At 66.2% G+C, this 17,632-nt stretch carries 22 protein-coding genes; 8 read left to right on the top strand and 14 right to left on the bottom strand.

All coding sequences use genetic code 11. From position 1 onward, the window contains the following. Positions 1 to 33 precede the first annotated feature (33 nt). The 4 genes from ACJH71_RS11120 to ACJH71_RS11105 are packed head-to-tail and all read right to left on the bottom strand — an operon-like array spanning position 34 to position 3,884. Positions 34 to 1,044 (bottom strand): SDR family oxidoreductase, encoded by a 1,011-nt coding sequence (locus ACJH71_RS11120; protein WP_406758072.1) that lies wholly within the window; start codon positions 1,042 to 1,044, stop codon positions 34 to 36. Beyond that, positions 1,041 to 2,714 (bottom strand): GMC family oxidoreductase, encoded by a 1,674-nt coding sequence (locus ACJH71_RS11115; RefSeq protein WP_406758071.1) that lies wholly within the window; start codon positions 2,712 to 2,714, stop codon positions 1,041 to 1,043. The genes ACJH71_RS11120 and ACJH71_RS11115 overlap by 4 nt, the downstream gene beginning before the upstream one ends. Further along, positions 2,714 to 3,460, bottom strand: a complete 747-nt coding sequence (locus tag ACJH71_RS11110) for a gluconate 2-dehydrogenase subunit 3 family protein (protein WP_406758070.1) — start codon at positions 3,458 to 3,460, stop codon at positions 2,714 to 2,716. Before ACJH71_RS11110 ends, ACJH71_RS11115 begins: the two co-directional genes overlap by 1 nt. A 13-nt stretch (positions 3,461 to 3,473) precedes the next feature. Continuing rightward, positions 3,474 to 3,884, bottom strand: coding sequence for a hypothetical protein (locus ACJH71_RS11105; protein WP_406758194.1), 411 nt, complete (start codon positions 3,882 to 3,884; stop codon positions 3,474 to 3,476). A 242-nt stretch (positions 3,885 to 4,126) separates the two neighbouring features. On the opposite strand from ACJH71_RS11105, the gene ACJH71_RS11100 reads away from it, so the two are divergent. From ACJH71_RS11100 to ACJH71_RS11085, 4 genes are all read left to right on the top strand, one after another. Then, positions 4,127 to 4,360, top strand: coding sequence for a hypothetical protein (locus tag ACJH71_RS11100; protein WP_406758069.1), 234 nt, complete (start codon positions 4,127 to 4,129; stop codon positions 4,358 to 4,360). A 15-nt stretch (positions 4,361 to 4,375) separates the two neighbouring features. Further along, positions 4,376 to 4,531 carry a hypothetical protein gene (locus ACJH71_RS11095; RefSeq protein WP_406758068.1) on the top strand — a complete coding sequence of 52 codons (156 nt, stop codon included), beginning with the start codon at positions 4,376 to 4,378 and terminating at the stop codon, positions 4,529 to 4,531. Positions 4,532 to 4,632: 101 nt separating this feature from the next. After that, a complete protein-coding gene (locus ACJH71_RS11090; protein WP_406758067.1) occupies positions 4,633 to 5,589 on the top strand; it encodes an anti-sigma factor RsbA family regulatory protein in 957 nt (318 codons plus the stop codon). Beyond that, positions 5,589 to 6,416 carry an MEDS domain-containing protein gene (locus tag ACJH71_RS11085; RefSeq protein WP_406758066.1) on the top strand — a complete coding sequence of 276 codons (828 nt, stop codon included), beginning with the start codon at positions 5,589 to 5,591 and terminating at the stop codon, positions 6,414 to 6,416. The genes ACJH71_RS11090 and ACJH71_RS11085 overlap by 1 nt, the downstream gene beginning before the upstream one ends. Positions 6,417 to 6,634: 218 nt before the next feature. On the opposite strand, the gene ACJH71_RS11080 is transcribed toward ACJH71_RS11085, so the two are convergent. Both ACJH71_RS11080 and ACJH71_RS11075 read right to left on the bottom strand, forming a co-directional pair. After that, the gene (locus ACJH71_RS11080) at positions 6,635 to 6,907 is read right to left on the bottom strand and encodes a hypothetical protein (RefSeq protein WP_406758065.1); all 273 of its coding nucleotides are present in this window, start codon (positions 6,905 to 6,907) and stop codon (positions 6,635 to 6,637) included. 50 nt (positions 6,908 to 6,957) lie between these two features. After that, positions 6,958 to 7,380 carry an Hsp20/alpha crystallin family protein gene (locus ACJH71_RS11075; RefSeq protein WP_308484012.1) on the bottom strand — a complete coding sequence of 141 codons (423 nt, stop codon included), beginning with the start codon at positions 7,378 to 7,380 and terminating at the stop codon, positions 6,958 to 6,960. Positions 7,381 to 7,514: 134 nt separating this feature from the next. Here ACJH71_RS11075 and ACJH71_RS11070 point away from each other — a divergent pair, with 134 nt between their 5' ends. Both ACJH71_RS11070 and ACJH71_RS11065 read left to right on the top strand, forming a co-directional pair. Continuing rightward, a complete protein-coding gene (locus tag ACJH71_RS11070; RefSeq protein ID WP_406758193.1) occupies positions 7,515 to 7,880 on the top strand; it encodes a helix-turn-helix transcriptional regulator in 366 nt (121 codons plus the stop codon). Beyond that, on the top strand, positions 7,880 to 8,071 hold the full coding sequence (locus ACJH71_RS11065; protein WP_406758064.1) for a hypothetical protein: 192 nt from the start codon (positions 7,880 to 7,882) through the stop codon (positions 8,069 to 8,071). Before ACJH71_RS11070 ends, ACJH71_RS11065 begins: the two co-directional genes overlap by 1 nt. A 15-nt stretch (positions 8,072 to 8,086) precedes the next feature. On the opposite strand, the gene ACJH71_RS11060 is transcribed toward ACJH71_RS11065, so the two are convergent. The 5 genes from ACJH71_RS11060 to ACJH71_RS11040 form a co-directional block, all read right to left on the bottom strand. Next, positions 8,087 to 8,314 carry a CDGSH iron-sulfur domain-containing protein gene (locus ACJH71_RS11060; RefSeq protein ID WP_406758063.1) on the bottom strand — a complete coding sequence of 76 codons (228 nt, stop codon included), beginning with the start codon at positions 8,312 to 8,314 and terminating at the stop codon, positions 8,087 to 8,089. Then, positions 8,311 to 9,006 (bottom strand): HemK2/MTQ2 family protein methyltransferase, encoded by a 696-nt coding sequence (locus tag ACJH71_RS11055; protein WP_406758062.1) that lies wholly within the window; start codon positions 9,004 to 9,006, stop codon positions 8,311 to 8,313. The genes ACJH71_RS11060 and ACJH71_RS11055 overlap by 4 nt, the downstream gene beginning before the upstream one ends. Positions 9,007 to 9,012: 6 nt before the next feature. Then, positions 9,013 to 10,833 (bottom strand): thiamine pyrophosphate-requiring protein, encoded by a 1,821-nt coding sequence (locus ACJH71_RS11050; protein WP_406758061.1) that lies wholly within the window; start codon positions 10,831 to 10,833, stop codon positions 9,013 to 9,015. A 46-nt stretch (positions 10,834 to 10,879) separates the two neighbouring features. Beyond that, entirely contained in the window at positions 10,880 to 11,563 is a 684-nt protein-coding gene (locus ACJH71_RS11045) for a UdgX family uracil-DNA binding protein (RefSeq protein ID WP_406758060.1), read from the bottom strand. A 503-nt stretch (positions 11,564 to 12,066) separates the two neighbouring features. Then, positions 12,067 to 12,546 carry an MPT63 family protein gene (locus ACJH71_RS11040; protein WP_406758059.1) on the bottom strand — a complete coding sequence of 160 codons (480 nt, stop codon included), beginning with the start codon at positions 12,544 to 12,546 and terminating at the stop codon, positions 12,067 to 12,069. Between the two features lie 307 nt (positions 12,547 to 12,853). On the opposite strand from ACJH71_RS11040, the gene ACJH71_RS11035 reads away from it, so the two are divergent. Continuing rightward, positions 12,854 to 13,486, top strand: coding sequence for a PAS and ANTAR domain-containing protein (locus tag ACJH71_RS11035; RefSeq protein ID WP_406758192.1), 633 nt, complete (start codon positions 12,854 to 12,856; stop codon positions 13,484 to 13,486). Between the two features lie 126 nt (positions 13,487 to 13,612). After that, positions 13,613 to 14,341 carry an STAS domain-containing protein gene (locus ACJH71_RS11030; protein WP_406758058.1) on the top strand — a complete coding sequence of 243 codons (729 nt, stop codon included), beginning with the start codon at positions 13,613 to 13,615 and terminating at the stop codon, positions 14,339 to 14,341. A gap of 9 nt (positions 14,342 to 14,350) precedes the next feature. Here ACJH71_RS11030 and ACJH71_RS11025 read toward each other — a convergent pair whose 3' ends face one another. From ACJH71_RS11025 to ACJH71_RS11015, 3 genes are all read right to left on the bottom strand, one after another. Beyond that, a complete protein-coding gene (locus ACJH71_RS11025; RefSeq protein WP_406758057.1) occupies positions 14,351 to 14,773 on the bottom strand; it encodes an ANTAR domain-containing protein in 423 nt (140 codons plus the stop codon). Positions 14,774 to 15,181: 408 nt separating this feature from the next. Then, complete coding sequence (locus tag ACJH71_RS11020; RefSeq protein WP_406758056.1) at positions 15,182 to 16,402, bottom strand: glycosyltransferase; 1,221 nt, start codon at positions 16,400 to 16,402, stop codon at positions 15,182 to 15,184. Continuing rightward, positions 16,314 to 17,405 carry a glycosyltransferase gene (locus ACJH71_RS11015; protein ID WP_406758055.1) on the bottom strand — a complete coding sequence of 364 codons (1,092 nt, stop codon included), beginning with the start codon at positions 17,403 to 17,405 and terminating at the stop codon, positions 16,314 to 16,316. Before ACJH71_RS11015 ends, ACJH71_RS11020 begins: the two co-directional genes overlap by 89 nt. Between the last annotated feature and the right edge of the window lie 227 nt (positions 17,406 to 17,632).

The raw sequence follows: 17,632 nt of genomic DNA, 5'->3' as shown, positions 1-17,632 counted from the left end.
CTTCCTTTCCTCGTCTTCGTCTCTTCGTCGGGCTCAACGCGGCCGACGTGCGGCCAGTACCCCAGCCCCGGCCACCCCCAGCGCGGTGGCGGCCCCGGCCACCATGCCGGCGGCGTGACGGGCCGCCCAGATCTGCGGGCTGTGCGCGTGCGAGGAGTCGTCGAACGCCCCGCGTGCACCGTGGTCGGTGCCCGGCCGTTCGTCGAGCGGTTCCCAGAGGTTGTATGGCTTGTCGCCGTCGACGCGCTCGCCGGTCTGCTGCGAGTCGTATCCGGTGCGGGCCAAATAGCGATCGAGCAATGGCGCGGCGAATCGCTGAGCCAGCAAGGTGGCTACGGTGCTTTCGCCCACCCAGTACTGCTTGCGCCGGGGATGGTCGGCGGCCCGCAGCACCGCTTTGGCCACCAGCTGCGGCTGGTAGATCGGCGGCACCGGCTGCGGGTGGCGGGGAAGCCGGGACAGCACCCAGGAGAACTGTGGGGTATTGACCGCCGGCATCTGAACGAGGGTGATGTTCACCTTCGAACCGTCATGCAGCAGCTCGCAACGCACCGATTCGGTGAAGCCGTTGACGGCGTGCTTGGCGCCGCAGTAGGCCGACTGCAACGGGATCGAGCGCTCCCCCAGGGCCGAGCCCACCTGTACAACAGTGCCGTGGTCACGCGGCTTCATCCGGGCCAACGCCGCCATGGTGCCGTAGACGAAGCCGAGATAGCAGACCTCGGTCACACGTTTGAACTCCGCGGGCCCGATCTCGGTGAACGGCGCGAAAACCGATGCGAAGGCGACGTTGATCCAGGTGTCGATCGGCCCGAACTCGGCCTCGACACGATCGGCGGCGGCCGCCACCGCGTCGGGGTCGGCGACGTCGGTGGGAATGGGCAGCGCGGTGCCCCCGGCCTCTTCGACATCACGCGCCGCGCCGCGCAGGCCTGCCTCACCGCGCGCGAGCAGGGCGACATTGGCGCCGCGTTTGCCGTACAGCTGTGCAACGGCCCGGCCGATCCCGGCGCTGGCTCCGGTGACGACGACGGTCTGTGTCATGGCTGGACTCCCTTCTGCGAGATGCGCTTACCGGCAAGGCGCTCGGCGAGCCGCGAAGCCAGCGCCATGATGGTCAGCGCCGGGTTGGCCGACCCCTGAGTTGGGCAGACCGAGCCGTCGGAGATGAACAGGTTCGGCACACCCCACACCCGGTGGTCTGCGTCGACGACGGAGTTCTCCGGCGCGGTACCCATCCGAGCGCCACCGATCAGATGGGCGTAGCGCTGGATGGTCAATACGTCCTGGGCGCCCGCCGCGTGCAGGATCTCGGTGATCACCCGGGTCGAGTAGGCCATGTTCGCCTTGTCGTTCTCGCAGCGCGTGTAGTCCATTCGGGCCACCGGGATCCCATAGCCATCGACTTCGTCGGCGAGGGTGATCCTGTTGTCGGGCAGGGGCAGCAGTTCATTGAGTACGCCGATCGTGCTCCAGTGGTTGTAGTCGCGCATGTACTCGCGCATCGCCCTTCCCCAGTGCCCGTCGGCGAGCACGTGCTCCGACCAGCCGATCGGCAGCGGCGACACGGTCTGGATGGAGAATCCGCGGGCGAATCCCCGAGCGGAGTCGGTCTCGTAGAACTGTTCGCTGGTCACCTGCGGCGGCGGCGCCTTGTACATCCGCAGTTCCTCGGACCAACGGCCCGCGGTCTGAGCCGCACCTTGAACCATGACGTAGCGGCCGACCTGATCGGAGTTGTTTCCGAGCCCGTGCGGGAACCGGGCGCTGGTCGAATTGAGTAGCAGCCTTGGGGTTTCGATCGAGTACCCGGCGACCGCCACAACCTTGGCACGCTGCAGATGCTCGTTGCCGATGTTGTCGTAGTAGACGACACCACTAGCCGCCCCGGAGTCATCGAGTTCGATGCGGGAAGCCATGCAGTCCGCACGGATCTCCACACCGTGTGCCAGCGCGTCGGGCAGATGGGTGACGTACGGGCTTGCCTTGGCGTTGACCTTGCAGCCCTGCAGGCAGTAGCCGCGGTAGATACAATGCGGTCGATTTCCAAAGGTGCCGTTGACGATTCCGACCGGGCCTACCCGCATCTCAATCCCCAGATTGCGGGCTCCTTCCCACAGCCTGGATGCGGCAGCGGAGATCGGGTGTGGCGACGACGGGTAGCGGTGCGGATATCCCCATGGCCAGTTCTGCCCGGCGACTGGCAGTTCAGCCTCGAGAACTTCGTAGTGACGACGGATATCCTCATAGTCGATCGGCCAATCCGCCCCCACCCCGTCGAGGCTGAATGTGCGCAAGTCGCTGGGATGAAAACGTGGACAGTAGCCGGCGTAGTGCACCATCGAGCCGCCGACGCCGCGGCCGGAATTATTCTTACCCAGTTCGATCGGATCGTCCCCGCCGATGATGCGCTTCTGCGTCCAGTACAACGGATGTGATCCGGCTTCGTCGGAGACCCAGTCGCTGTCGGGATGCCAGAACGGTCCCGCCTCAATGATCACCGCGCGCCAGCCGGCCCGCGCCAGTCGTTGCGCCAGCACCGATCCCCCGGCACCAGCGCCGACGACCACCAAGTCGACCTCGTCATCGGCGCCATACCGGCGCATCGTCTTCTCGCCGGGCAGCTCTCGCGACTGCACATCCAGCAGGAACCGCGAGTCATTGGCTGGTGGGCCCAACGATCCCTTGAGCAGACCGCGCCAGAAATCGCCCACTACGAATCCTCTTCTTGCACCAGCTCCACCGGGTCCTTGTCGATGGCACCGCGAGTTTCGAACGGTTCACGCGCCGCCGCCGGACCGCTCGGTCCGCCGAGCCGCATGAATCCGCGCGGGTAGGCCGGGCCGCCGAAGCCGATCTCGTTCCACGCCCAGGGGTGGGAGTAGAACGCCGACAGGGTCATTCGCATACACACCGACCAGGCCCGGGTCTGGTTCAGCTGCGACCAGGAGCCACCCTGCAACCGGCCTCGGGAGAACTGATCGACCAGAGCCAGCTGGGTGGGCACCTCGGCCTGCGCGAATGACGCCTTGCCGTACCGCTGGCCGGCGGCCTCGTCCAAGCCGCGCAACACCAGACGCCAGGTGTCCCGATCGTCGGGCATGTCGGCGTACTGGTAACCGTCGAGCTGACCGTCGACCAGCTTGGCATCGACGAATTCGGCGACCGGCACCCGAGGCTCGCCGTCTTGCGCCAGCACGATGTCACAGAATGCCCGCAGCGTAGGCTCCTCCGCCGCGGTGAAGAACCGCAGCGGCCGCGGCGGTTCCAGCCGGGCCAGCACCACCTGTCTGGTGGCCTCGTCCCAGCTGTCCTTCGACGCCAGCACGTCGAAATCCGGATAGCGCCCGATCATCTGCGGCGTGACGCCGCGGCGTTGCCGGGGCAGCCAGGACGGGTGCGGCGGTTGACGATCCGCCCGCAGATTCGGCAGGTGGTCGGGACGGGAGGTGTCGGCCATGGCTGCCGGCACCTCAGCGTTCGCGGCGTAGCACCGCCGCCAGCAAGCCCATCCCGCCGACCATCGCCATCAGGCCGGGCGCTGCGATCGGCGGCCCCATCGGAACGTTGTAGGACGCCATCTTCCAGCCTCCGGGCTTTCGGGCCACCCCGCGAGCGTGCAGGTACTCCCCCAGTAGGCCGTTGGCGGCGTACACCCCTGCGGTCAACGGCAGCCAGCGCTTGGCCCAGCGGCGGGAGAACACCCCACCGATCCCGGCGACCACCACCGGCGGCGTAACCAGAACCGGGCTCCACATCCACTTATTGCCGAAGCCGGCCTTGTAATGCTCGAGGTAGATTTCGGCGGTCGTGACCATCGCGGCGAACGCCGTCATCGCCGATAAGGATCTTTCGAAGCGGCCATGCGCGACATTGCGCAGCATCCGATCGACGATATCGCCGGCTTCGCCGATCCACTCCGCGTGACTGCCTGCCCGCGCGCCGGATTCGCCTGTTTCCAGCAACATCATCCGCGCACCCCCATTCCATTCGGCAATGTCCCCCGAATCCCGGCAGTACCCCGCCCACGACCGCGGCCAAACATCGCTCGGCTCCCGAAATGGCTCTCAGGTTTCGACAAGGGTCGAACGGGGAACTGATCGGGGTACAGATGAACGGAGGACGGATGCGAATCGGTGGATTGGCCGGGACCATTGTGCTGATCTGGCTGCTGGTCGGCGTCTTCGCTGCATGGCAGCGCGACTACTTCCACGGTAGCCAAACGAGCTGTGCAAACGCCGGAACCATCGCTGTCACCACGTTGGCGGGTCCGTTGAACTACCTCGGGTTCAACCCGGTTGTATCCGATTGCCGTTTACCGCAGCCCTCTTCGCTGGGTGCGGTCGGTTTGATTGTGTGAGAGAAGGGATCGGTAATGATTGCCCTCGGAGTGGTCCTGCTTATTCTGGCGCTCATCTTCAAGATCAATGTCCTCTGGACGATCGGCGTCATCCTGCTGGTCGTCGGCGCTGCACTGTGGATTCTGGGCGCGATCGGTCGTCCGGTCGCCGGTCGGCGCTACTGGTATTGATGCCGGCCGCGACTCAGCGCAAACCGACGGGCCGTGCCTCGCAGAGCCGAGGTTGAGCTAGCTCTGCGGCCCGTTCACGTTGGATGACAGGGGCACACTCGATGACCGTCGCTGCCGACGCTGATCGCGGCTCCTTCAGGCATATCGCGCTGTTCTACCGTTCCCCGCAGGAATACCTTGATTGCCTGGTGCCGTATATCGCCGACGCGGTGGCCGCCCATCTCCCGATCTTGGTGGCGGTACCTGAGCCAAATCTCTCACTGCTCCGCAATGCCCTGCCTGCAGGCGCACTCGAGTCGACAAGCCTGTCCGATATGAGCCAGGTCGGGCGCAATCCCACCCACATTCTGGGCGGAGTGCAGGGAGCTTTCGCTGCCCGACACCCGTCGGGTCCGGTACGGATGGTAGGCGAGCCGGTCTGGAGCGGCCGGTCAACGCTGGAGTATCCGGCCTGCGTGCAGCATGAGGCTCTGGTCAACGAGGCGTTCATCGGACGGGATCTCACGATGCTTTGCCCTTACGACGCAACAACTCTGGACTCCGACATTCTCGTCGACGCCGAGATCACCCACCCGAGCCTGGGCCTTTCCGGGCACCCGGTACGCGCCAGCTCCGGCTTTGCTCCCGACGCCGCGTGGGCGCGCTACAACGAGCCACTGCCCAGCAGCCCCACGGCGGCAAGCTACACCCTGCATCGACTTACCGATCTGGCCGGCGCCCGGCAGTTCTCCGCCAAGTACGCCCGCTGGTTCGGCTTCGCGGGCGCCGATATCGCAGACCTGCAGTTGATCGTCAACGAGCTGGCTTCCAACAGCCTGCAGCATGGCAGGGGCCCGTGCACCCTGCTGTTGTGGGCGGCGGACGACCAATTGATATGTCAGGTCAGCGATTCCGGTCGATTGACTGACCGGTTGGCTGGCCGGCGGCCGATCATCAGCGACTACGACCACGGGTGCGGGCTTTTCGTGGTCAACGCGACAGCCGACCTGGTACGCATTCACACCGCGGCGAGTGGAACCACGGTGCAGGCGCATCTGCGGATGAGAAAGTCGGCGTGATGGGTGCATATCGGGCAGATCGGTCGGGCGAATTCGGCCACGTCGGTTGGGAATACCGGGATCCCGCGGAGTTCCTGCACCACGCGGCGGAGTATGTCGCGGACGGTCTGAACCTCGACCAGCGAGTCGCCTACGTCGGCGCGGACGATCCCGCCACGATGCGGGCGGCCTTGGCGGCGGCCGGGCTCGGAACAGATGCCCGCGAGGTACATGTCAAGACCGTGCCGGAGCACTTCGTGTTCCGGGGTGACGTCGTCGACGCCGAGCGTATGACCGAGCGCTATGCGGCGGCCGCGGTCGCTGCGGTCGCCGACGGCTACAGCGGCCTTCGGATCGTCATCGATGTCACACCGGTAGCGCGCACACCCGCGCAGCGCGACGCCCAGGCGGCTCTGGAATTCCTCGGAGACCGGCGAATCTCCACCCTGCCGGTCGCGGCGATGTGCGGCTACAACGTCGCCGAACTCGGTGAGGCCGCGGCCGGTTTGTTGTGCCTGCACCCGGCGGCCGGACCGAGTTCGGTGCCGTTCCAGCTGTATGCCCAGCCCGCCGGGCGCAATGCCATCGCGCTGGCCGGCACTCTCGACGCCGCCAGCGAGCCGCTGTTCCTCACCACCCTGCAGCGGGTCCTGCCGCTGCTGTCGCACGACACCCTCGAGATCGACGCGCGGGACTTGGACTTCGTCGGGCACCGGCAGCTCTGCCTGCTCGACCGCCTCTGCGCCGCCCACGGCCGAACGGCCTTACTGCGCAGCGATCAAGCAGTCGTGCACCGGCTGGTCAACTTACTGGACTTCGCCAACGTCAGCATTGAGGCGACGGTGTGACGCCCTGCTGATCGACTTCTGTGAGGACGACGAGGCACGCTGCTGCCGGGGAGAGCAGTGGCGGCAGCGTGACCCCGTCGGGCCCTGCGGTGACATCGCGCGCAGCCCAGCCTGTTTCGCTGCCACATCGGTGGCGATGCGCGCGCAGCCTCGGTCTGCGTCGAAGGCGCTCGAATGGTCGGACATCGGTGAGCAACGCACGAGTCACCGCCGGGGTGTCACGGAGGGGACCGCTGCGTGGGCCACACTCTCGTGTTTCGCCGCCGCGTGGCCGGCCGGTGTTGGCGGCTGGCCGGTAGCGATACATCGCGCTGTTCGGAAATGACGCTCAACAGGGCGAGCTTCAGGGAGCGAGGCCGGGCGACGGGCATTTCGGTGGGAACCGCGGTCCAGTGCCCGGGTACTGCGGCGGTCAACACGCGCAGCCATTCGGCGCGCACGATGTACTCCGCCTCGTCGAGTACCTCCGCGGCCAGAGTGTCGGTGGTCATTGCGCTCACCTCCTACACCGGGTAGCAGGCCGCCGCCCGGCCCCTCGCAATCAAGCGTTGATGGCTCGCTCGCCGTGGCTGCTGGCGATCTTGATCCGCCGTGGCTTTGCCTTCTCGGCGACCGGAATGGTCAACCGCAGCACGCCGTCTTGATAGCTGGCCTGGATCTGCCCGGCGTCCAGATTGTCACCGAGGAACAGCTGGCGGCTGAACACACCGCGTGGCCGTTCCGCGGACACCATCTCGCGGCTTTGATCCAGGCCCGGACGTTCGGCATGCACCGTCAGCACATTGCGTTCGACATCGAGATCCAGGGAATCCTCTGCCACGCCAGGCAGGTCGAACTCGACGATGAACTGGTCGCCGTCACGCCAGGCGTCCATCGGCATGACCGCCGGTCGCGCCGCGGTGCCCAGCACCTGCTGGGTCCAGCGGTCGAGATCACGGAACGGGTCGGTACGCATCAACATCATCTCCACCTCCTCGGTCTGCGGCAGATCATCTATGTCTGCCGACATAGATTTTTATATAGCACCGGTGGTAGGTTCACGCAAGAGGAGCACCAGAAATTTTCGGCGAGTGGAAGAGAAGCGCGGTGGCCGACGAGATGAATGCCCGCTCCGGGCTTGGGGTATACGGCATCTCGGTGGCAGCCGAGTTATCCGGGATCGGTCCGCAGACCTTGCGGCTCTACGAGAGCCGCGGCCTGCTCACCCCGGCGCGCACTGCGGGCGGTACGCGCCGCTACAGCGATGACGATCTTGCGCGGCTTCGACGGATCACGGAGCTGGTAGAGATCGGCATCAATGTGGCAGGTATCGGGCAGATCCTCGGCCTGGAAGCACGTAACGCCCGATTGGAGTCCGACAACACCCAGCTGAGGTCGGACAACTCCCAACTGAAAACGGACTATGCGCTGCTCGCCGCCAAACGTGCCGACCCGCCCCGAACGCGGAAACGAAAGGGGTCATGATGACCAACCCTGATGTTCCAGAGGCAGATCTCGCCGAACAGCGGATCCCCGCCGACGCGAGCGACGACGACGACGGACTGGATCCCGCCCTTCTGGAGAATGCCGACGACACCGATGCCAACCCGGCCGACCTGATCGATCAGGCCATCAGCGTTCCACTGCCCGACGACGGCTACGACGCCGACCGATGAGCCAACCGCCGGCATTTACTCGCTTTTGACACCATCCGCGTCGGTACGACGGTCTGACGTTTTCCGGCGCCGATGGCTGGTGTCGCACAGTGGATAGTTGCGGCTGCGCCCACAGGTGCAGATAGCCACCATGAAGCGATCGGATTCGAGGACGCCCTCGGGCGTCTCGATCCGGACCGGGCCGGCGATCAGGACCGGGCCGTTGCGGACCGGTTGTACCACTCTTTTCTCCGGCGTCGTCATGGCTTGTCCGCCCGGATCACCACGAGTTGTTCCACGCGGCAGCCGTGCGACACCCGGCCGGTGGATTCCAGCCAGCCCGCACGCGCCGAAAGCACCGGCCCGAACGGAATATTCTTGACCGCGGCAATCTCGGCTGACAGTCCCGACTCCCGCAACCTCCCCAGTGAGTGCGCGACGTCGGCGAGGGCGGACTGCACCAGCAGCAGGGAACCGCCGCGACGCAACAGCGTCGCCGCCGACCGGCAGAGCGGATCCAACACGACCCGCCCGTCAACACCACCGTTCCACGACCGTTCCGGACCGCCCGCCGAAGGAATGGGCCCGCCATCCCGCGGCGAAGGCACATAGGGCGGGTTGGTCACCACGAGATCGAAAGGGGCGCAGCACAACGCGTCACTCCACGGCCCCCGCCGGACCGCTACGTCCATGCCGGCGGCACGCGCGTTGTCCCGGGCGCAGCGCACCGCGCGCGGGCAGATATCGAACGCGGTGACACTGTCCGCGCCCAGCTCGGCCGCCGCGATGGCCGCTATCCCACTGCCGGTGCACAGGTCCAGCACCCTGGCCCGGCGGGCCAACCCGGTGCGTTCCATGGTCTCGATGAGAAGGTGCGAATCCTCTTGCGGCACGTAGACACCGTCTAAGTTCGGCGGCCGACGACGCAGGGCGCCGGGCGCCCCCAAGGTGGTCATCGGCGATTACCCGCCGTTCTTGCTGCGGATGTCGCGCACCGACTGCTTAGCCGATTCGGTGAACTCGTGCATCTTCTGCTTTGCGCCCTTGGTGACCACGCTTACTCGGTCCGGGTCCTTGATGATCGCTTTAGCGGTGTTCTTGGCGATCATCTTTTCGATATGTGGCGGCACCGGCGGGATGTCGGGGTCCACCACGACTTCCAGCACCACCGGCCCGGGCGCAGACAGCGCTTGGTCCCAGGCCTGTCCGATGGTGTCCGGGCTGTCACACCGAATTCCGGTCAGCCCGAGAAGTTTGGCGAATTCGGCGTAGGGCACGTCTGGGATCATTTGCGAGTCTTCGAACTTGGGCTCCCCTCCCATGGCCCGCTGCTCCCAGGTCACCTGGTTGAGGTCCTGGTTGTTGAATACGCAGAAGATCAGCGGCCCGTCAGACAGCCGGTCCAGGTAGCGCTTCACGGTGATCATCTCGGCCATGCCGTTCATCTGGAAGACACCATCGCCGACGACGGCGATCACCGGCCGGTCCGGATGAGCGAGCTTGGCGCTGATCGCATACGGCGTGCCGGGGCCCATGGTCGCAAGGTTTCCAGCAAGTGAGGCCGCCATGCCGCGCCGCAGCCGCAGATGCCGCGCCCACCAGTTGGCGACCGAGCCCGCGTCGGTGGTGACGACGGCGTTGTCGGGCAAGCGCTTGGAGAGCTCGTGGACCACCAGTTCGGGATTGAGCGGATTGGCCTTGTCGTGCGCCCGGTCGTCGAGAACCCGCCACCAGGTCTCCACTTCGCTTTCGATCTTGCGCCGCCAGGACCGATCCTTCTTGCGGTTCAGCAACGGAATCAGTTCGGCCAGGGTGTCTTTGGAGTCGCCGATCAGGTTGGCCTGTACCGGGTAGCGCACCCCGATCATCCGGCCGTCGTGGTTGATCTCCACCCCGCGGGCCTGCCCTTCCTTGGGCAGCCACTCGGCGTAGGGAAAACTGGTCCCGATCATGAGCAAGGTGTCGGCACCCGACATCATTGCCTCGCTGGCCGTGGAGCCCAGCAGGCCAATCGGCCCGGTCACATACGGCAGTTCATCGGGTAGTGCGGCGCGTCCCAATGACGTCTTGGCGACGCCGGCGCCGAGCAGGTCGGCGGCCTCCACCACTTCGTCGGCGGCATCGGCGGCTCCCGCACCCACCAGGATCGCCACCTTCTCACCCTCGTTGAGGATCTCGGCGGCTTTGCGCAGCTCGTGCTGCGGCGGGATCATTCGCGGTTTGGTCCACCCGACGCTGCTGAAAACGGCCCCATGCTGGCGCGGTGGCGAAGGGACCGCCTCCTCCTCGGCAACGTCCTCGGGAAGGATGATGGTTGCCACGGTTCGATTGGTCAGGGCCACCTTGCAGGCCCGGTCCACCAGGTGGCGTGCCTGGACCGGCGCCATGCAAGTCTGGACGAAGTCCGAAGAGACGTCCTTGTACAACGAGTTGGGGTCGATCTCCTGCTGGAAGGCCGCGCCCAGCGACATCCGCTTCTGCTGACCGATGATCGCAACCACCGGCTGGTGGTCAAGCTTGGCGTCGTAGAGCCCGTTGAGCAGATGGATCGCCCCGCCGCCGGAGGTGGCCAGGCAACATCCGATCTCCCCGGTGAATTTGGCGTGGCCGGTGGCCATGAACGCCGCCATCTCTTCGTGGCGCGGCTGGATGAGTTCCGGGTCTCCCCCGGCCCGGTCCAAGGCGCCGACCATCGACAGAATGCCGTCGCCGGGGTAGCCGAAGATCCGGTGCACCCCCCACTGACGGAGCCTATCGAGGATGAAGTCCGCGGTCTTCGGCATTGGTTGCTCCCTTCAACACGCACACGGTTACCCGCCACCGGCTTTGTCAAACGGCGGGGTGCACCAGCGGTGCGCTACCTTCGGTCACGGCGCTGCGGGCTATCCGCAGGTCGTCGACGAATGCCTCGTAGGCCTGGGCACGCTGGTCACTGCGGTCCCGCAGCACCGCCGAGGGATGAACGGTGGCCAGGACCCGCGGCCGGCCGTTGGAGCCCGCCAGGCCAGGCAGACACAGCAACTCACCGCGCCCGCTGGAGACGCGAAACGACGCACCCAGCAGTGACTGCGCGGCCGTGGCGCCCAGACAGATCACCACTTCTGGCCGCACCGAGTCGATCTCGGCGATCAGCCACGGCCGGCACGCCACCACCTCGGTGCGGCCCGGCTTCTGGTGGATCCGGCGCTTGCCCTCGCGGCGGGTGAACTTGAAGTGCTTGACCGCGTTGGTCACATACGCCGACGACGGATCAATGTGTGCGTCGCGCATCGCACGGTCCAACAACCGCCCGGCCGGGCCGACGAACGGGTGGCCCTCAAGATCCTCGTGATCGCCGGGCTGCTCGCCGACCAGCATCAGCGGCGCCCCCCGGCGCCCCTCGCCGAACACCGTCTGCGTCGCGTCGCGGTACAGCGTGCAACCACGGCACTGCGCGGCCGCCTCACGCAGTGCGCTCAGCGTCCGCCGCTCTGGCAGGTACCGCTGCGCCCCAGGCTCTTTGGTCGCTACCATTACGCCGACGCCGCCAGCTCGTTGGGATGGAACTCCTCGCAGGACAACGCGTAACCCAGGGTCGTCATGAGTCAGACATACCCGTAACGCAGGGGGCTAATCGTGGCAACGATTGCAGGCCTGACCGGGCAGGCGACGCTCCTCAGTTCCCGGTGGCCGGGGCGCTGGCAGAAGTGGTCCCCGAGACCGTGGTGACCGCTGAACTCGTGGTGGAAGTTGTTGTGTTGGCTTCAGAGTCCGGGTCCGCATTCGCCGGACCAACCGAACCCGGCGCCGCCATCACCACTACGGACGCCGCCGTGACACCTGCGAACGCTGCCATCGACCCTAGCGCCTTGCCCGTTATTCCCAGCACGCCCATGATGTCCTCCAGTCGGCTCCATCGATATCGCGCCGTCAGTGGCGCGCGATCACGACGTTTACCCCGGTTGCCTTGGGATAAACATCGTGATCGGTCATCCGCATGGGCCCGACCCCCCGATCGGGCCCATCTCGGCTCGGCATCAGGCCTTGCTGGTCCAGATCAGCACGTCCTGGACGCCGTCGTTATAGACCACTCCGTCCGGCGGCGGGCCGGTCACGTCGAAGTAGATCTTCCCGTCGGCGGCAGCACCCTGGGCGATGGGCCCGGGATTGATACCGCCCGGCGTGGGCACCGTGTTGATCACGCGGTAGGTGTCGCTGTTGGCCGCCCTGGCGTTGAAGTCGGTGACTACCGGGGTCACCGTGCCGCGGTCCGCACGAGCGGTCACGTCGGCCTGATACAACTTGCCGTGGGGCTGGTAGCCCGGAATGGTGACGTGGGCCGGGCCCAGGTTGCTGACCGTGTAGGACGTAGCCATCGCCCCGTCGTTGAGCTGTTCGGGCGTGCCGAACGGTTGGATCGCCGGCTCGGCCATGGCGGTGGTCGCGGAGAAAGCGCTCAGCGCGGCGATTCCGGCCGCGCCGGCGGCCGTCTTGGCCGCAGTCTTGGAGAGCTTCACTTGTTGACTCCTTCCATCGAGTCGATACTTCGCGGCGGTCCGCTTTGCTGGAACACGCCTGTCACAGCGCCTACCCGGAACGGCCGACGGGAAAACACGTTGGTAGTTGCGCGGCGTGGCGAAATTGTGGATAGTTACGTCGCTCGGGCGTTCAGCAGGTAGCGCCGGTCTGGATCGTCCGTGCATTCATCCTGCGATTCCAGGCCGCGGTTTGCCCCCGCCGGCCGTTGGAATCAGCTCATACTGTTGGGTACGAGAAGGCGGGTATGCGGTGGTCGGGGATGTCAACGCTTCGTTCGTGACGCCAATGGGCGACGACGCCGGGATCCACAGTGATCTCGACCTGGTGGTCGGCCACGGCGAGCCGCAACGGGTCGGACGGTTCCATTACTGGCTCGGCGAGCAGCGCTGGGAGTGGTCGGATACGGTCGCCCGCATGCACGGCTACGAGCCGGGCACGGTGACGCCCACGACCGAGTTGCTGCTACAGCACAAGCATCCCGAGGACCGCGCCCAGGTGGCTGAGGTGCTGGAGCGCGTCGTGGAGGGCGAGCCGTTCAGCAGCCGGCACCGGATCATCGACACCGGCGGCCAGGAGCACTGGGTGATCGTGGTCGGCGATCGCATGCTAGACGACGATGGCACAGTGACCGGAACGGCCGGCTTCTACGTCGACGTCACCGATGTGCTGCAGGCCGATGTCAGCGCCGCGGTCTCCGAGGTCGCCGAGTCCCGTGCGGTGATCGAGCAGGCCAAGGGCGTTCTGATGGTCGCCTACGGCATCTCCGCCGAGCGCGCATTCGACATCCTGGTGTGGCGCTCGCAGGAGACCAATGTCAAAGTGCGTGACCTGGCAGCCCGCTTCCTGGCTGCTTTCACCGGCAGACTGCCGTCAGCGGTGCTCTCCGATCTGGACCACACTCTGTTGACCGTGACCTGAAATTGCGGCAGCACGACAGGTGAACTTGTCGGCACTGGCGGGTAATTGGTCCCTTAGTGGTGAACGAGTGCGACGACGGACTGAAGACCGGGTGCGGCCATGACTAGGGCGCCAGGTCCAGTCACTGTGTCGGCAAGTGACGTTGGCGGGGTTTGCCTGCTGACCGCCGTCGGAACGCTGGACAGCAGCAACTACCTCGAACTGCGCGACCGCGTGATCAAGGCGGCGCTCGACGAACCGCCGGCGGTGCTGGTCGACGTCGGCGGCCTGGAAGTCCCGGCGCGCTCGGCATGGTCTGTGTTCACCAGCGCTCGTTGGCATGTCAGCGTTTGGCCCGATATCCCGATCCGGTTGGTCTGCGAGCGACCCGACACCATGGCGCGGCTCTCCGAAACCGGTGTGACGCGCTACGTCCCGGCACACCCCAACCTTGAGACTGCGTTGGTCTCGCTGCCACGCCCCAAACGCACCCGCTGCAGGGTCAGCGCAGAACTTCCACGCCGCTTGAGCAGCTTGCGCCGTTCCCGTGACTTCGTCGCGGAGTGGCTGTCCAGCTGGTCGCAGGATCAGCTGATACCAACGGCCAAGGTGATCGTGGACGTGCTCGTGGAAAACGTCTTACGCCATACCGACAGCTCACCGACTGTCCTGCTGGAAAGGGCGGACTCGACGGTCACCATCGCGGTCCAAGATGCCGATGCCGCCCCGGCTGTGCTCCACGAGGGCCCAGACGGCTTGCCTGCCCGAGCGTCAGGCTTGGCCGTAGTCGGTGCGGTCTGTCGCGCGTGGGGCAGTACACCCACTCGTCCCGGCAAGACCGTCTGGGCGGTGATCAGGCCGGACAGCCGGCTTTAGCCCACCAGCTCACGGCGCCCGGCCGTCGCGTCTCACCAATTGCTGTGCCACCTCAGCCAGCGGCGTGTTGGAGGTCTGCGACAGTCGTTTGAGCAGCTCGAAGGCTTGCAATGCGTCGATGGCAAACCGCTCCATGAGGATGCCTTTGGCCTGACCGATGATGTCGCGGGAGGCCAGCGCACTGCGGAACTGTTCGTCGCGGCGAACCATGTGCCAGGCCAGCGCGGCATGGGTCGCCAGGGCCAAACCCAACTCCACCGAGTCGTCGTCGAAGGCGTTGGCGGCGTGGGAGTAGAAGTTCAGGGCACCCGTGGTGTCCTCGCCGGTGAACAGTTCGAACGCCAGGATCGACCGGATCGGCGTCGTGGCCGCGACCTTGGCAATACGACGGCCAGCGCTCGTCGCTGTTGACGTCATCCAGACGAACGACATGATGCTTCCAGGCTGCCGCCAGGCACGGCCCCTCCCGCTGCCGGCGCTGGATGTCATCCAGCACGGCCGGGTACCGGTCTGTCGCAGAAAGGGTTTGGACATCGCCGCTCGACGTCGTGAGCGTGACACCGGCGTGTTGAGCACAGGACATGTGCGCAAGCAGGTTTGTCACCAGCTCATCCAGCGCGCCGTCGGATTCGATGTGCGATCGCTGATTCAACGTGTGAACCAGATCCGCCACATCGCGCATCATGTCGTTGCGGCTCGTCAACGCCATGTCTTCGTTCCGCTCAGCTCGCCCGTTCGATGTGTCCATGTTCCTCCGATCAGCCTGCAGCGGCAATCGCCCCAGCGTCGTCGGTGACAGACAAACCCTGCCCCGAACCAAGAGCTTTGTGCACCCGGTTCTCAGCCCGTCCCCAACACCCGGGTTGCCGCCGGTGCCGCTACGGGCAGGAGCCGGTCGTACACCCGCAGGGTGTCAGTTGCGACCCGGTCCCAGGAGTACCTCGAGCGGGCCCGCTCTCGCCCGGCCTTGCCGAAGCCGGACGCGGCTCGGCGATCCCGCAGGATGGCGTTGATGGCATTCGCGCAGGCACGCGGATCCTTTGGCGGTACCAGCAGTCCCGTCACGTCGTGGACGACGGTGTCGAGCATGCCGCCCACCGCCGAGGCCACCACCGGCACGCCGCAGGCCATCGCCTCCAGCGGCACGATGCCGAACGGCTCGTACCAAGGCGTACACGCAACGACATCCGCCGAGCGCAGCAAGGCCGGCATGTCCGCCCGGGCGACGGAGCCGCACAGCGACACCCGTTCTGCCACACCGAGGTCGGCGGCCAGTTTGAGCAGCCGACAGGCTTCCGGAACCGTCTCGAGTTCTGCCCGCTGCGGTCCGCCGGCGATCACCAGCTCAGCGCTGGGCACCGTCGTCAATGCCTCTATCACCGTGTCGAATCCCTTGCGGGGGACAAACCGCCCTACCGCCACGATGCGCCGCCGCCCGGAATGTTCTGCGACCGGACCGCGCGGGGAGAACCGCTCCACGTCGACACCACCGGGCACCACCGAGATTCGCAACCGGTCTCGGCCCAGCCGCATCAACTCGAAAGCCTCATCACTGCAGCCAGCTGTCACCCATGTCGCCTCTTCCGCGACGCGGGTCTCCAACCGCAGCCTTTCCGCGGGGCTGGTGTCACGCCGGCCCTGGTGTCGCTGCTTGACCACGCCCAACGCATGAAAGGTCTGAACCGTGGGCACCCGCCGGTGTTTGGCGGCCAGCTGCGCGGCGATCCCGGACATCCAGAAATGTGCGTGCGCGATGTCGGGACGCTCGCGGTCCCACTGCGCGTCCAGGTACCGACCGAAGGCGACCATGTACCGCAAGAGTTCATCTTTGGGCACCTGGCGCGGCGGCCCCACCGGCACATGAACCACCGTGTAACCCTGGTCGGTGCGCACCCGCTCGGGCAGCTCCGGGTCATCGCGGCGGGTGTAGACGTCGACATCGTGGCCACGGCGGGCCAACGCCGCCGACAGCTCAGCGACGTGGACGTTCTGGCCGCCGGCATCGGCCCCACCCAGCGCGGCCAGCGGGCTGGCATGTTCGGAAATCATCGCGATCTTCACGGCAGTACCCCCCGCTACTCCCGGCGCTGCACTGCGCCTCGATGACCTGGTCCCATTGATGAAGGAATCGGTCGAGGCCGAAGTGCTCCATGGCGTAGTTGCGTGCCGCCTTACCGACCACCTCGGCCAGGTAGCGGTCGGCGATCAACCCGCTCAGCGCGGTCCGCAAGGTGTCGAGGTCCGCGCTGACGACGCCTGCCTCGGGGGGCACCACCATCGGTGCCATCGTGGCAGCCACCGCCACCACCGGCATTCCCAGGAACATGGCTTCCAGCAGCGACAGACCCAGCGACGTCCAGCGCGCGGTGTGCAGATAGACCCGCCGGTGCGCCAGTTCCTTCATCAGTTGGTCGGTGCGCAGGTCACCGTGGCCGACGACGCCAGCGCACCGATGCGCCGGATCGTTGAGGTCTTCGGTGCCGATTCCCCAGACATCGACGGCCGCGGATTGCCCCAACGGGCCCAGCAAGTCCGCGCCGACGGTGCGCCACCGCCGCAGCGGTTCGTTGATCAGGGCACCGGCGGCCGCGATGTCCCCGGTGTACAGATGGCCCGGATCGGCGATGCCATGATCGATCACCCTGGTGGGTGCACGGCCGTTGTCCCACATCAGCTGGTTGAACGCGGTGACGTGGATCAGCGGGATGTCTGCGCGGTCCGCGATCGGGTGCAGACTCTCCACCACGAACGGCCGCGGGGTGTTGTGCTCGACGTACACCGCGGGAACATCGATTCCGGGCCGCCGGCCCAGCACCCGCGCGGTCAGCTCGATCTCATGTGGCCGCTGCAGCACCACCAGATCGATCTCTTGTTCGCGCAGTTCAGGCAGGGGCACTTCCTGCGCCCTCGGCCAGTCGCGACCGCACAAACCCCGGCCGTCGAGATCACGTGGGGCGTTGACCGGAACGAGGTAGCGGTGTTCGCCGGCGACGAAGGATTCCATCCACGAGCCGTGCACATGCCAGACGAGCAGCGAACGCTGGGTGGTCTGCGGAAATGCCATAAGCGGTTGTTACCCGCGACACCGGCGCTTAAACGTGGAAAAGGTCCCCGAAACGGTTTGCTACAAGGGGATTCGGAGGCGGTCGAAGAAAGCACCGTTACCGAATCGTTGCAGTGGGCCGAACATAGGCGTAGGTTCGTTAGCAGGTTGAGTTAACAGCCACCCGGAAAGACGCGTCAACCACGCTAGCCAGGGAGGCTTCCTCCCTGCATCTCATCCGTGAAGGT

Source organism: Mycobacterium sp. SMC-15, assembly GCF_045310925.1.
GTDB lineage: Bacteria > Actinomycetota > Actinomycetes > Mycobacteriales > Mycobacteriaceae > Mycobacterium.
Note: the sequence above shows the minus strand (reverse complement) of the source record. Positions and strands in the feature narration are given on the sequence as shown.